The following is a 13,723-nucleotide window of genomic DNA, read 5'->3' on the forward strand; positions in this document are numbered from 1 at the left end:
ACAAAAACTGTCATCAGTGATAGGCTTCATGCATCATGTCCAGATCTCATCGCCTGCTCCAACTGATGCAATGCCTGCGCGACGGCGCAGGACCAAAGACAGCGGTCTCCCTGGCCCGCGAGTTGAACATTTCTGCCCGTTCCATCCATCGCGATATCGCGACCTTGCGGGAAATGGGGGCGGTCATTGATGGTGCGGCGGGATATGGTTTTACCCTGATAGAAGACAATGCCATCCCGCCATTGCGGTTCACCGATGACGAACTGGAGGCTCTGGTTCTGGGCCTGCGCGAAGTCCAGCAAATCGGTGATCCGGATTTGGGCTTGGCCGCTGGTCAGGCTTTGACCAAACTGCAGGGTCGGCTACCACCACGTCAATCTCACAGACTGAAACACGCAGTACTGTCAGCCAAGCGATTTGTTCAACCCGAAACGCCTGGGATCTCGGCGGCACGGTTGCGGAAGGCAACTTGGGATGAAATGGAAATCAGGTTCGGTTATACTGACGTGCACGGGGCCGTCACCCATCGTCAGGCGCGCCCTCTTGGCATTGCCTATATGGATCGGTCAACTGTTTTGATTGCCTGGTGTTTGTTGCGACAGGACAAGAGGGTGTTCCGCCTCGACCGAATGCGCGATCTTGAGGTGACACAAACCTGCTTTAGACCCAATCGTGTACCGATGTTACGCGACGCAATTGAACAGATCCGATGTGACATCGAAAAGACTGGAAAAGAGCGCAACTCCGCAAACTGACCGCTTTGGAAATTCGCGTGTTCGCATTAGAATCAGGGAAGAGCAGAGCAGACGGTCAGGGACAATACAATGCGGAGACATGTAACCGGAACGGTCTTGGCCCTTTTGTCAGGCAGCGTTGGATGGGCAGAGTTGCCGACATCAGTCGTTCGTCCAACAGCGCGCCCGGACAAATTTGGCGACACATATGTCCATGTCATCGTTGGACAAAAACGCCCCCAAGCCCGACCTGTGGCACAAACGACAATTTCGGAACCCAAGATCATGGACCGTACGCAGACCTTTGCCGAATGGAGCAACAGATTTCGGGAAAAGGCGGTTGCAAACGGTATTTCACCAGAAACTGTGGACCGTGCCTTTCGGGGTATTGTCTATGACGCCGAAGTGGTCCGGCGCGACCGAAATCAATCCGAGTTCACCAAGACAATCTGGGACTATCTAGACACCGCCGTATCCGACGCCCGTGTCAACAACGGCAAAACGGCCCTGGCGCAGAACCGGCACCTGTTGCAACGGATCGAAGAAACCTATGGCGTCGACAAGCAGGTGCTGCTGGCCATTTGGGGTCTGGAAAGTGCCTATGGGGCGTTTCGAGGCAACGACAAAACGGTCCAATCCCTGGCAACTCTTGCCTATGATCCGCGCCGCAGCTCCTTTTTCGAAGAACAGCTGATGGAGGCATTGAGCATCCTGCAATCCGGGGATGTATCAGCTGACCGCATGCGCGGCAGCTGGGCCGGAGCAATGGGGCACACCCAATTCATGCCCACATCCTTTCGGGATCATGCGGTGGATTTCACCGGAGATGGTAAACGCGACATCTGGTCGGACGACCCTAGCGATGCCCTGGCATCCACTGCAGCCTATCTGGCGCATCACGGCTGGACCACGGGGCAACCTTGGGGCGTAGAGGTTACGCTACCCAAGGATTTTGACTATCGCCTGGCCAATCGCAGCATAAAAAAGCAACCGGCTGCATGGGGACAGATGGGGATCCTTGATACCAATGGCAAACCGGTCAAGAATCACGGCCTGGGATCGATCCTTTTGCCGGCAGGGGGGACGGGAGCGGCCTTTATGATCTTTGACAACTTCGAGGTCATCGAAAGCTATAACACCGCAGATGCCTATGTGATCGGGGTCGGGCATTTGGGAGATCGGATCATGGGTGGAAACCCCGTACAGGCCAAATGGCCGCGTGCGGACCGCGCATTGACGTACAAGGAGCGCACAGAGATGCAGCAGCGATTGACGCTGCTTGGGTTTGACACCCAAGGTATCGACGGCAAGATTGGCCCCCGAACCATAGATGCGGTGCGGGCCTATCAGGTGGCCAACGGTCTGCTCCCCGATGGCTATCCGTCCCTGCGGCTATTGGATCTGTTGCGCTAGTTCCTACAGACCAAGACACAAGAAAAGGCCCCCGCCGTTGGCGAGGGCCTTATTCATTTTCTGTCAATACACTCAGCTGGGCGACAGGCCCCGCATCCGTTCGGACCTACGACGAAGCAACTCGACGACAGTCAGAAGACCGATCGAGATGATCACGAGAATCGTCGCCACGGCCAAAATCGTCGGGCTGATCTGTTCACGAATACCCGAGAACATCTGGCGTGGAATGGTCCGCTGCTTTACGTCCGCCAACTGCAGGACCACGACCACTTCGTCGAATGAAGTGATAAAGGCAAACAGGCCGCCAGAAATAACCCCAGGCAGGATCAACGGCATCTGCACCCGGAAGAAGGTCGTCACCGGCCCTGCCCCCATGTTCGATGCCGCCCGTGTCAGGCTTTGGTCAAAACCGGACAGGGTCGCGGTCACCGTAATGATCACGAATGGAGTTCCCAGGGCCGCGTGGGCCAGAATCAAACCGGCATAGGTCTTGGCCAAGCCGACGCCCGAGAAAAAATAGAACAGACCAGACGCGGTAATCACCAACGGAACGATCATCGGCGAAATCAGCAACGCCATGATTGGGCGCCGCCAAGGCATTTCGGATCTCGACAGACCAATGGCCGCCAAAGTACCCAAGGCCGTGGACAACAATGTTGCCCAAATCCCGATGAAGAACGAGTTGCGGATCGAACGGATCCACTGGGCATTGTTCCACATGTCCGACCACCAGCCGGCGATGGCTTCGGGAGCCACCATACCATTGGCCAGAATGTCCTTGTACCAACGCAACGAGAACGCATCAGGATCCAGTGCGAGCATACCGGGAGTAAAGCTGAAGTAAGGCTCCTGGTTGAAGCTGAGCGGGATCAGGATGATGATGGGCGTGATCAGAAAGACAAAGATCGCACCACAGATCGTCCGGAAGGTGTAGAACCACAACACCTCGCGCGCTGTCGCATAAGGTGGCTGGTTGAGCCGGTAGGATCCCGTATGCAACCACAGTGCCATGCGCCCGATGATGTAGCCAACAAACATCAGCAGCACCCCATAGGGGAAACTGACCAGCAAGGACCCAAGAATCAGGAAGGCGGCACCCGTGGCCAACCCAGCCATCAATGGTTTGGGGACAGCCTTGACCACGACCATACCGGCCGCAGCAAAGATCACAGCACCAACCAGTAGGTAAGGTAGGAACAGGGATAGGCTGCCCTGCGCTGTCATCAGACCAATCAGTGCACCGAACCCGGCCAGGATACCCAATGTAAAGCCAATGGGCGGCTGCGGCGGGATATATCTAAATTCACCACTACTCATGTCAGATCACCCAAGTTTCATATTGTCGATGCCGACAATGCGGTCATACAACCAGAACAGGAACAGCACGAACACCAGCAACACCAGCCCCAGGGCCGCGGCAAGGTTCCAGTTCAACGACCTTCGCATGTGGAAATCGATGATGTTCGAAATCATCTGGCCGTCTTGCCCCCCCACAAGTGCAGGCGTGATGTAGTATCCAATCGCAAGGATGAATACGAGCATAGCACCCGCGCCGATACCGGGAACAGACTGTGGGAAATAGACCCGCCAGAACGCGGTCCAGTTCGTAGCCCCCATGGATTTCGCAGCACGCACATAATACGGCGGGATGGTTTTCATCACCGAGTAGAGCGGTAGGATCATAAACGGCAGCATGATGTGCGTCATCGCAATCAATGTCCCGGTCTTGTTGTAGATCAACGAGAACCTGGCATCATCGGTCGCAAGTCCAAAAACCACAAAGAGGTCATTCATCACGCCCTGCGCCTGCAACATGGCAATCCACGCCGTGGTTCGCACCAGAAGCGATGTCCAAAACGGCAGCAACACCAGAATGAGCAACAGGTTCGATGTGCGCACTGTCAGGGTCGACAGCAAGTAGGCCACCGGATACCCCAGAAGCAGGCAGAATATTGTCACCAGGAAAGAGATCTCGAGCGTTCGATAGAACAGCTTGCCGTGGATTCGGCGCTCTTCATCCTGGCGTTCAAATGATCCGTCGGCGTTGTATTTCATATCCAGCGCAGACGCCACATAGCCCGGGTTGAATGTCACGGATGCGATTTTGATCGCTTTCCAGACTTCGATGTCGGCCCAGTCTTTGTCCTTGGCGATCAAAGCTTCCATGAAGGGAGCTTCCATCTTCTTGGCGCTACGGGCGGTTTTGGTAAACAGGCTGCGGGTACCGGATTTCTCACGGTTCACCCGGGTTGCAACCTGACCGATTGTCTTGTTTTCCCGCGCTTTTGCCAAATCGGAAACCATCGCCGCTGCCATGGCTTCGGTTGGCGGTGAAATCGCGTCCCAATCGGACATCGACGCCGCGGATTCGGGCATCAGGTTGGTATAGCGTGCATCGTAAACAGCCTGCTGTAGCAGGACCACGATTGGCACAAGAAAGACCACGATAATGAAGGCGATCAGTGGAAATGCGAGCCCGAAAGCGCGCGCGCGGCTGCGGAACATTGCCTGGGCAAGACGCTTTTTAAGAGGCGTGCCATCCGCGGCAAGCAGCGGTCCGGAGGACCCTGTGGTGTCTGTCATAAGTCTCTGGCCTCGAAAGAATTCTTGGCGAAATGGAAAAGGCCCGGCATGGGCCTTTTCCACATTTCATTCGCAGATTAGTTGGCCAGCCAAGAGTTGAAACGGTCGTTCAGCTCGTCCTGGTTGTCAGCCCAGAATTCAAAGTTGTTGACCAGAGCATTTTCCAGGTTTGCTTCGGCAGTCGGCATGTGCGGACCCATCTCAGTCTTGCCGTCGTTGTACAGACCAACAAGCGGACCGGACGATTTACGCGCCGGGCCATAGGAAATCCAGGATGCCTGTGCGGCCAGCTGCTGGGTGTCCGTGGAGAACGCCAGGAAGTCCAGAGCCGCGGCTTTGTTTGGTGCACCTTTGGGCATGACCCACAGGTCAAAGTCCATGATCTGACCGTCCCAGACCACTTCGAACGGTTTGCCTTCACCGGCAGCCGCGTTGAAGATCCGACCGTTATAAGCGGTGGTCATGACAACTTCGCCATCGGCCAACAGCTGCGGAGGCTGGGCGCCAGCTTCCCACCAGACAACGCTGTCTTTGATGGTGTCCAGCTTGGCAAATGCGCGATCCACACCTTCGTCGGTGTCCAGGATTCCATAGACTTCGGCCGCCGGAACACCGTCTGCCATCAGAGCCATTTCCAGCAACGATTTGGGGTTCTTGCGCAGGCCGCGCTTGCCCGGGAAGCCTTCGAGATCGAACAGGTCATCGATGCTGTCGACGCCCGGAGTTTTCGAGCTGTCATATGCGAAAACAGTCGACCACACGATGTTGGCAACAGCACAGTCGCTCAGCGCACCTTCGATGAAGTCATCGGAAGCTGGGGTGCCGTCGGGTGCCGCAGGCAGGATCGAATGATCGATCTCTTCCAGCAGACCTTCGTCACAGCCGCGGATCGCGTCGGACAGTTCTACGTCAACCAGGTCCCATGTGACAGTACCGGCTTCGACCTGAGATTTGATTTCCGCGAGACCACCATTGTAGTCCTCGGAGACAACCGTGTTGCCGGTCTTGGCGGCCCATGGCTTGTGATAGGCTTCGACTTGGCTTTTGGTATAGGCGCCGCCCCAGCTGACAACGGTGATGGAATCAGCAGCCGATGCAACACCGGCAGTAAAGGCCAATGCCGTGGTCGCGAGAAGGGTTTTGGTCAGGTTCATACTTATACTCTCCTAGTTGGTATTCAGGTTGGTTTTGTCCCTCGGTCCATTGGTGGCCGAGGGTTGTTGGAAATTTGAATTACGCGTCCAGCGCGCGGCAGTCGTCCGGCAACCAGCCGATTTCGATCTGCGCACCAGGTTCCAAACGCACCTGATCAGGTGCATTTCGGGACTTGATGACAAAGTCGTCGTTTCCGGCCACGCTCAGACGTGTGCGGAAAATGTCGCCCATGTAGATGAATTCCTTGACCGTAGCCTTCAGAAGGTGCGCGCCACCTTGCAAACGATCCTTGTTGAATTCCACGCGTTCAGGACGGATTGAAACACGGGTCCGCTCACCTGGCTTGGTCACATTAACCGGCTTGCAGTCAATCAGTTCGCCATCGTCCAGCTGAACTAGCGCGATGCCGTTGTTGATCTCCTTGACCACACCTTCGAGCGTGTTGTTCTCGCCGATGAACTGGGCAACGAAACTGTTCTGGGGCGCTTCGTACAGCTCATCTGGCGGTGCCAGCTGCTGAATCACACCGTCGTTGAACACGGCGACACGGTCTGACATGGTCAAAGCTTCGGTTTGGTCGTGGGTCACATACACCACGGTAATACCCAAACGGTGGGCCAAGTGGGTAATCTCGAACTGCATCTTTTCCCGCAGCTGCTTGTCCAGCGCGCCGAGCGGTTCGTCCATCAGAACCAGTTCCGGTTCGAACACAAGCGCACGGGCCAGGGCGATCCGCTGTTGTTGGCCACCCGACAACTGTGCGGGACGTCGCCCACCAAAGGCACCCATTTCAACCATATCCAGGGCGCGTTTGATTTTTTCTTCACGTTCGGATTTGCCGAACTTGCGCACTTCCAGAGGAAAGCTGAGGTTCTCCGCAATGGTCATGTGCGGAAACAGGGCATAGTTCTGAAAAACCATGCCAATGCCGCGCTTGTGCGGCGGGATGTTGTTAATCGGACGCCCGTCAAGGCGAATTTCGCCATGGGTGGCTGTTTCAAACCCGGCCAGCATCATCAGGCAGGTGGTTTTACCCGACCCTGACGGCCCCAACATGGTAAGGAATTCGCCCTTGGGCAATTGGAGGTTAAGATCTTTGACGACAAGCACCTCGCCGTCATAGCTTTTCTGAACGCGTTCGAACTCCACGAACGCGTTGTTATTCGATGCATCAGCCAAATCAGGCTCCCCGTCTATGTTCCCGGCAGCTTGGCGCTGCACTTGTTTTGATCTAATCACACCCAGCATAGGTAACGCTAGGTACGAATAAAATAAATTTCCGAAGCTTCGGTTACGTAAAAACTATGTTCTCAAGCGTGAACTTCGGAAGTTCGTTGCTATGGGGAGTTGATTACAATTCGCACCAGAGGCGGCGACTTTTTGCGACTCATTGATGACGATTTGCGCCGCGCACATGTCGCATTTGGTTCGGTTGCGCCCCCTATTCGTCTTTCAGGGGCTGCAACCGATCCTGATGGCGTGGGACCAATTAACTGATTTCTCGGCTTTTTAGCAGATTTTAGGAGGCAGAGACCATCAACCCGTCGCCGGTGATCTGTTCAAGGCAGTCATCCAAGGCCAGACGCGCCCGTTTAATCATCAGGTCAATCTCGGACCGAGAGATAACCAATGGCGGTGAGATCACCATCCGGTCGCCCACATGGCGCATGATAAGGTTGTTGGCAAAAGACTTCTCGCGGCAAATCAGTCCAACAGTCCCCTCGTCGGCGGCAAATTTGGCGCGCGTTTTCTTGTCCGGAGTCAATGCGATCGAAGCCATCATACCAACGATCTTAGCCTCGCCAACCAGCGGGTGATCGACCAGGCTTTCCCATTTTTCTTTTAGATAGGGGCCCGTGTCGACCCGAACCTGATCAACAATTTGCTCTTCTTCCAGAATTCGGATGTTTTCCAATGCCACGGCAGCGGCGACCGGATGCCCGGAATAAGTGTAACCATGATTGAATTCATCGCTGGCAATCACACCCGCGATCTCCTCGCTCACGACCGATGCTGCGATTGGCGCATAGCCTGAGCTAAGGCCCTTGGCGATGGTAATGATATCAGGCCTGATCCCCATGGTTTCACTGCCGAACCAATTTCCGGTCCGGCCAAAGCCACAGATGACCTCGTCCGCGATCAACAGGATTTCATACTTGTCACAGATCCTTTGAATCTCGGGCCAATAAGTTTCCGGGGGCACGATAACTCCCCCGGCACCCTGCACCGGTTCTGCGATAAAGGCGGCGACACGGTCTTCGCCCAATTCCAGAATTGCGTCTTCCAAAGCACGCGCACGCGTCAAACCAAAGTCTTCGGGGGACGACTCTCCGCCTTCGGCCCACCAGTGAGGTTGCTCTATGTGATGAATGTCCGGAATCGGAATCCCGCCTTGTGCGTGCATTGCGGACATTCCACCCAAGCTGCCACTGCCAACGGATGATCCATGGTAGGCATTCTTGCGCGAAATGAAGATCGACTTATCCGGCTTGCCTTTCAAAGCCCAATAATGCCGAACCATGCGAATATTGGTGTCATTGGCCTCGGATCCCGAGCCGGCGAAAAACACATGGTTCAGATCACCCGGGGTGAGTTCGGCGATTTTGTCCGCCAGGGCAATCGCAGGAACGTGGGTGGTCTGAAAAAACGTATTGTAATACGGCAGCTCCCGCATCTGGCGTGCTGCAATATCTGCCAGTTCGTCCCGACCATATCCGATATTCACACACCAAAGGCCGGCCATGCCGTCCAGAATCTCACAGCCTTCGCTGTCAGTCAGATACACACCCTTGGCGCGTGTGATCACTCGCACGCCCTTGTCAGCCAGTTCACCATTGGCGGTAAACGGATGCATATGATGGGCCGCGTCAAGGGCCTGCAATTCTTCCGTTGGCATGTGGTTTGTAATCGCGGTCATCTGCAAGCAACTCCTGAATTCGAGATACCAGCCACAATATGATCAAATTTTACGGTGTCAATCGAATCAGTTGCCCTCTTCCAATCCCGTCACGACCTGATCCATACCCTGAGTCACGTCACGTTCCATTGCCAGCGCAGCCAATTCCGGATCACGTTTGCGCAGCGCGTCAATGACGTCCTTGTGACGGTCCGGAAAGCTCTGGGTGCCAAAGCGACCACACATCACCCGCAAAGAGGGGCCAAACCGAAGCCAAAGCCGATCTGCCAAGTCGGCCAAAATCGGAGCTTGGGCGTGGTCGTAGATAGTCGAATGGAATTGATAATTGTGATGCAGATAACCGGTGACATCCCCCGTATCAATCGCGTGATCCAATGCTGAGTCAATCCGCTCCAATGTATCAATATCCGCCGCATTTATTCGAGTTGTAGCGCGTCGGGTAAGCTCGGTTTCTATTGTTTTTCTTGCATAAATCAGTTGTCGAACATCGTCCGCAGACAATATCGGAACACTGACACGCCGATTGCCCTGAAAGATCAATGCACCATCGGATATCAACCTCCGAATGGCTTCGCGAACCGGAGTCATTCCGGCACCAAGTGAGCCGGTCAATCCCTGGATGGTAACAGCCTGTCCAGGGGCCAGTTCCCCAAACAGAATCTGTGCACGCAATGTCTTGTAAACCGTTTCATGCGCGGTCTGTTTCGAGCCGTTTTCGACCACGGTTTTCTCCGCTGCTAGGGGTTGCTCCACGTTACTCATTTTCCCTCTTTTGATCCTCGGCTGAACAAAGTTCCGACACCCAGTATCATAATTCTACTTGCCCCAAATGGCAAAACTTGATCAAATCCGATCAGCCGGACCCTGAAACCGGCACGAACAGGGAGACATTCATGACACTCAAAACGATGACCTTGACCGCCATCGTCGCTCTCGGCACCACTGCAGCATTTGCTGAAGAGGTTCGCGTTTATAACTGGTCCGACTATATTGATGAAGAGTTGCTGACCAAGTTCGAGGCAGAAACCGGCATTGATCTGATCTATGACGTGTTCGATAGCAACGAAGTTCTGGAAACCAAAATGTTGGCCGGCGGGTCGGGCTATGACGTCGTTGTGCCCAGCGGAACATTCCTACAGCGCCAAATTCAGGCGGGGGCATTCCAGAAGCTGGATTCGTCCAAATTATCCAATGCCGGCAATCTGTGGGATTTGATCGAATCGCGCACCGCACAATACGACCCTGATAATGCCTATTCCATCAACTACATGTGGGGAACAACCGGCCTGGGGGTTAACGTCGGCAAGGTCCGCGAGGTGTTGGGCGACGACGTTGCATTGAACAGCATGGATCTGGTGCTAAAGCCCGAGAACATGGAAAAACTTGCCTCCTGCGGTGTCCACGTCCTGGATGCCCCGGCTGAAATCATTCCCATGGTTCTGCAGTATCTGGGCGAAAACCCGGACAGTCATGACAAGGATGTTATCGCCAAGGCCGAACCCGTCCTGATGGCCGTGCGCCCCCATATCCAGAAATTCCACAGCTCTGAATACATCAATGCGCTGGCCAATGGCGATATCTGCGTTGCCGTAGGGTGGTCCGGCGATATCCTTCAGGCCCGCGACCGCGCAGCCGAAGCGGAAAATGGCGTCGAGATCGAGTATCACGCATTCGCCGAAGGCTCATTGATGTGGTTTGACCAAATGGCGATCCCCGTCGATGCACCGAACCCGGATGCCGCACACAAGTTCCTGGACTTTATCTTGGACGCCGAAAACATGGCCACGGCATCGAACTATGTCTATTATGCCAACGGCAACAAGGCGTCTCAGGAACATCTGGTCGAGGACGTGATTGGCGACACCGCAATCTATCCAGACGACACAACCATGAAAAACCTGTACACCACGACCCCTTATCCGGTGAAAACACAGCGAACCGTGACGCGTTTGTGGACCAAAATCAAATCAGGTACCTGACCTGAAGTGTTACACAGGCGGGTTTTGAAACCCGCCTGTTTTCGTTTGTATTCCAACCACTTGACGCGCCGCACAGGCGCGGCTTGCGAAGCTGACCAAATTGGGGGTTTTCGTGACTTCATCCGTTTTTGCACCCTGGGAAGACCCCGAGGCCAGACCGCTGATCCATTTTCAGAATGTCACCAAACGATTTGGCGACTTTGTTGCCATCGACGATCTGACTCTGGACATCTTTGAACAGGAATTCTTTGCGCTGCTGGGCCCTTCCGGATGCGGCAAGACCACAATGATGCGCATGCTCGCGGGGTTTGAAACCCCAACCGAAGGCACAATCGAACTGGCTGGAAAGGACATCGCCCCGACACCACCAAACAAACGCGCCACAAACATGATGTTCCAATCCTATGCCTTGTTTCCGCATTTGTCTGTCTGGGAAAACATTGCCTTTGGCCTGAAACGGGAAGGCATGCCCAAAAATGACATTCATGATCGGGTCGAAGAGATGTTGCGTTTGACTCGGTTAGAGAAATTCGCCCGGCGCAAACCTCATCAGATTTCAGGTGGGCAGCGTCAGCGTGTGGCTCTAGCCCGATCTTTAGCCAAAGCCCCAAAGTTGCTGCTGCTGGACGAACCGCTGGGTGCCCTGGATAAAAAGCTGCGGCAGGACACTCAATTTGAACTGATGGACATCCAAGAGAAAACCGGAACCACCTTCGTCATCGTCACCCATGACCAAGAAGAAGCCATGACCGTCGCATCCCGCGTGGCCGTCATGGATCATGGAAGGATCATCCAGGTTGCCACTCCGGATCGAATTTATGAAACACCAAATTCTGTCTATGTCGCTGATTTCATTGGTGATGTGAACATTATCCAAGGCACAACTACGCCGAATGGCGAAGACAGCTACGCCATTCGCTGGGCCGAAGATCAGGCTCCGCTGCACGCCATTTCGAACAGTAGTTTTTCCGATGGGCAGACCTGCAATCTGGCAATTCGACCAGAGAAGGTGACCATCTCGGCTGAACGACCTGAAAACGCCGATAACACAGTACAAGGGCGTATCCTGGACATTGCCTATCTCGGCAACATTTCGACTTACTATGTGGAATTGCCGTCCGGGGACACGATCAAGGCGCAGACGGCCAATACCCGGCGTATCGCGCGTCGCAGTTTTACATGGGAAGACACTGTTTGGTTGTCCTGGACGGCAACCGCAGGCGTTCTATTGGCTGAATGATGCGCCGTTTTGTTCTGATCGCCGTTCCGTATCTATGGCTTCTGGCCCTATTTTTGGTGCCGTTTGTCATCGTCCTCAAAATCTCGCTGAGTGATGCGGCCCTGGCCCGCCCCCCGTATTTTCCACAGTTCTCATGGGATGAAGGGATCGGAGCGCTGCTGTCCCAGTTGGACTTCGAAAATTTCATTTTTCTAACTGAAGATGATCTGTATTGGAAAGCCTATCTAAGCAGTCTTAAAATCGCATTGATTTCAACGGTCCTGACGCTGTTTGTCGGCTTCCCGATCGCCTATGGCATGGCGCGTGCGCCATCCGAGTGGCGCCCGACGTTGATGATGCTGGTCATCCTTCCCTTTTGGACCAGTTTTCTGATCCGGGTCTATGCCTGGATGGGGATTCTCAGCAACGAAGGTTTTCTTAACCAATTTCTGCTGTGGATTGGTGTGATTTCCACTCCGTTGACCATTCTGAACACCAACACGGCTGTCTATATCGGGATTGTCTATACTTATCTGCCATTCATGATTCTGCCGATCTATTCTGCCTTGGAACGCCTGGACGGGTCATTGATCGAAGCCGCCGAGGATCTCGGGTGCTCTCGCCTGACTGCATTCTGGATGGTTACCATTCCCCTATCCCGACCCGGGATTATCGCAGGTTCGTTTCTCGTCTTTATCCCTGCATTGGGTGAATTCGTGATCCCATCGTTGTTGGGAGGTTCCGGCACTTTGATGATCGGCAAGGTTCTGTGGGAAGAGTTCTTCTCGAATCGCGATTGGCCCGTTGCCAGCGCAGTGGCTGTTGTCCTGTTGCTGATCCTTGTGATTCCGATCGTTTTGTTCCAGCGCAACCAGCAGAAACAACAGGAGGCGGAACAATGAACAGGTTCAGTTGGTTCAACGTCGTTTCTCTGACTTTGGGGTTCGCGTTTCTCTATATCCCGATGATCATCCTGATCATCTTCAGCTTCAACGAAAGCAAGCTGGTCACCGTCTGGGCCGGGTTCTCGACCAAGTGGTACGGTGAGCTGATCCAGAACGAGGCCTTTTTGAGTGCGGCTTGGGTGACGCTGAAGGTAGCGGTCCTCTCATCAACCATTGCGACGGTGCTTGGCACGATGGCTGCCTATGTGATGGTGCGTAGTGGCCGGTTTCTGGGGAGAACGTTATTTTCAGGAATGATCTACGCGCCACTGGTGATGCCCGAAGTGATCACCGGACTGTCTTTGCTGTTGTTGTTCATCGGCATTGGTCTGGACCGGGGCGTGTTGACCATCGTTCTGGCACATACCACATTCTCCATGTGCTATGTATCGGTAGTCGTGTCTTCCCGGCTGGTTACATTTGACAGGTCTCTTGAGGAAGCCGCCCTGGACTTGGGATGTTCTCCAGGAGAAGCCTTTCGATTGGTGACGCTGCCAATTATCGCGCCTGCCGTAATTTCGGGATGGCTGTTGGCCTTTACCCTATCGCTGGATGATCTGGTCATTGCTTCCTTTACGTCCGGCCCCTCTGCGACCACTTTGCCGATCAAGATTTTTTCGGCCGTTCGCCTGGGGGTTAGTCCGGAAATCAACGCCCTTTCCACAATCATGATTGCCATTGTCACGGTCGGTGTACTGACTGCATCTCTGGTCAGTAAACGTCAGACGTTAAAACAAAAACGCGATGAACAGGAAGCCGCGCGCGCATGACAAATCACA

At 54.4% G+C, this 13,723-nt stretch carries 12 protein-coding genes; 6 read left to right on the forward strand and 6 right to left on the reverse strand.

The window, feature by feature from the left end:
• The first annotated feature begins 35 nt into the window (after positions 1 to 35).
• Together K3727_00330 and K3727_00335 are read left to right on the forward strand one after the other, a co-directional pair.
• Positions 36 to 755, forward strand: coding sequence for a YafY family transcriptional regulator (locus tag K3727_00330; GenBank protein UWQ91304.1), 720 nt, complete (start codon positions 36 to 38; stop codon positions 753 to 755).
• Positions 756 to 824: 69 nt separating this feature from the next.
• On the forward strand, positions 825 to 2,147 hold the full coding sequence (locus tag K3727_00335) for a lytic murein transglycosylase (GenBank protein ID UWQ91305.1): 1,323 nt from the start codon (positions 825 to 827) through the stop codon (positions 2,145 to 2,147).
• Positions 2,148 to 2,219: 72 nt separating this feature from the next.
• Here K3727_00335 and K3727_00340 read toward each other — a convergent pair whose 3' ends face one another.
• The 6 genes from K3727_00340 to K3727_00365 all read right to left on the reverse strand — a co-directional run bounded on the left by K3727_00340 (position 2,220) and on the right by K3727_00365 (position 9,564).
• Positions 2,220 to 3,464: an ABC transporter permease gene (locus K3727_00340; protein UWQ91306.1), complete on the reverse strand. Its 1,245-nt coding sequence runs from the start codon at positions 3,462 to 3,464 to the stop codon at positions 2,220 to 2,222.
• Positions 3,465 to 3,470: 6 nt separating this feature from the next.
• Positions 3,471 to 4,730 carry an ABC transporter permease gene (locus K3727_00345; GenBank protein ID UWQ91307.1) on the reverse strand — a complete coding sequence of 420 codons (1,260 nt, stop codon included), beginning with the start codon at positions 4,728 to 4,730 and terminating at the stop codon, positions 3,471 to 3,473.
• 77 nt (positions 4,731 to 4,807) lie between these two features.
• Positions 4,808 to 5,884, reverse strand: a complete 1,077-nt coding sequence (locus tag K3727_00350) for an ABC transporter substrate-binding protein (protein ID UWQ91308.1) — start codon at positions 5,882 to 5,884, stop codon at positions 4,808 to 4,810.
• Positions 5,885 to 5,963: 79 nt separating this feature from the next.
• Positions 5,964 to 7,064, reverse strand: a complete 1,101-nt coding sequence (locus K3727_00355; protein UWQ91309.1) for an ABC transporter ATP-binding protein — start codon at positions 7,062 to 7,064, stop codon at positions 5,964 to 5,966.
• 340 nt (positions 7,065 to 7,404) lie between these two features.
• Entirely contained in the window at positions 7,405 to 8,802 is a 1,398-nt protein-coding gene (locus K3727_00360) for an aspartate aminotransferase family protein (protein ID UWQ91310.1), read from the reverse strand.
• Positions 8,803 to 8,868: 66 nt separating this feature from the next.
• Positions 8,869 to 9,564, reverse strand: coding sequence for a GntR family transcriptional regulator (locus K3727_00365; GenBank protein ID UWQ91311.1), 696 nt, complete (start codon positions 9,562 to 9,564; stop codon positions 8,869 to 8,871).
• Between the two features lie 131 nt (positions 9,565 to 9,695).
• Here K3727_00365 and K3727_00370 point away from each other — a divergent pair, with 131 nt between their 5' ends.
• The 4 genes from K3727_00370 (at position 9,696) to K3727_00385 (ending at position 13,714) form a co-directional block, all read left to right on the forward strand.
• Positions 9,696 to 10,781 (forward strand): polyamine ABC transporter substrate-binding protein, encoded by a 1,086-nt coding sequence (locus K3727_00370; protein ID UWQ91312.1) that lies wholly within the window; start codon positions 9,696 to 9,698, stop codon positions 10,779 to 10,781.
• Between the two features lie 112 nt (positions 10,782 to 10,893).
• Positions 10,894 to 12,021, forward strand: a complete 1,128-nt coding sequence (locus K3727_00375) for an ABC transporter ATP-binding protein (protein ID UWQ91313.1) — start codon at positions 10,894 to 10,896, stop codon at positions 12,019 to 12,021.
• Positions 12,021 to 12,902 (forward strand): ABC transporter permease subunit, encoded by an 882-nt coding sequence (locus K3727_00380; GenBank protein ID UWQ93215.1) that lies wholly within the window; start codon positions 12,021 to 12,023, stop codon positions 12,900 to 12,902. Before K3727_00375 ends, K3727_00380 begins: the two co-directional genes overlap by 1 nt.
• The gene (locus K3727_00385; GenBank protein UWQ91314.1) at positions 12,899 to 13,714 is read left to right on the forward strand and encodes an ABC transporter permease subunit; all 816 of its coding nucleotides are present in this window, start codon (positions 12,899 to 12,901) and stop codon (positions 13,712 to 13,714) included. Before K3727_00380 ends, K3727_00385 begins: the two co-directional genes overlap by 4 nt.
• Positions 13,715 to 13,723 lie beyond the last annotated feature (9 nt).

Source organism: Rhodobacteraceae bacterium M382 (assembly GCA_025141015.1).
Classification (GTDB): domain Bacteria; phylum Pseudomonadota; class Alphaproteobacteria; order Rhodobacterales; family Rhodobacteraceae; genus Aliisedimentitalea; species Aliisedimentitalea scapharcae.

Excerpts from the sequence above, each read along its gene's own strand:
- K3727_00365 (UWQ91311.1), bottom strand. The coding sequence starts at position 9,564 with ATGAGTAACGTGGAGCAACCCCTAGCAGCGGAGAAAACCGTGGTCGAA.
- K3727_00350 (UWQ91308.1), bottom strand. The coding sequence starts at position 5,884 with ATGAACCTGACCAAAACCCTTCTCGCGACCACGGCATTGGCCTTTACT.
- K3727_00360 (UWQ91310.1), bottom strand. The coding sequence starts at position 8,802 with ATGACCGCGATTACAAACCACATGCCAACGGAAGAATTGCAGGCCCTT.
- K3727_00345 (UWQ91307.1), bottom strand. The coding sequence starts at position 4,730 with ATGACAGACACCACAGGGTCCTCCGGACCGCTGCTTGCCGCGGATGGC.
- K3727_00340 (UWQ91306.1), bottom strand. The coding sequence starts at position 3,464 with ATGAGTAGTGGTGAATTTAGATATATCCCGCCGCAGCCGCCCATTGGC.
- K3727_00330 (UWQ91304.1), top strand. The coding sequence starts at position 36 with ATGTCCAGATCTCATCGCCTGCTCCAACTGATGCAATGCCTGCGCGAC.
- K3727_00380 (UWQ93215.1), top strand. The coding sequence starts at position 12,021 with ATGCGCCGTTTTGTTCTGATCGCCGTTCCGTATCTATGGCTTCTGGCC.
- K3727_00370 (UWQ91312.1), top strand. The coding sequence starts at position 9,696 with ATGACACTCAAAACGATGACCTTGACCGCCATCGTCGCTCTCGGCACC.
- K3727_00335 (UWQ91305.1), top strand. The coding sequence starts at position 825 with ATGCGGAGACATGTAACCGGAACGGTCTTGGCCCTTTTGTCAGGCAGC.
- K3727_00385 (UWQ91314.1), top strand. The coding sequence starts at position 12,899 with ATGAACAGGTTCAGTTGGTTCAACGTCGTTTCTCTGACTTTGGGGTTC.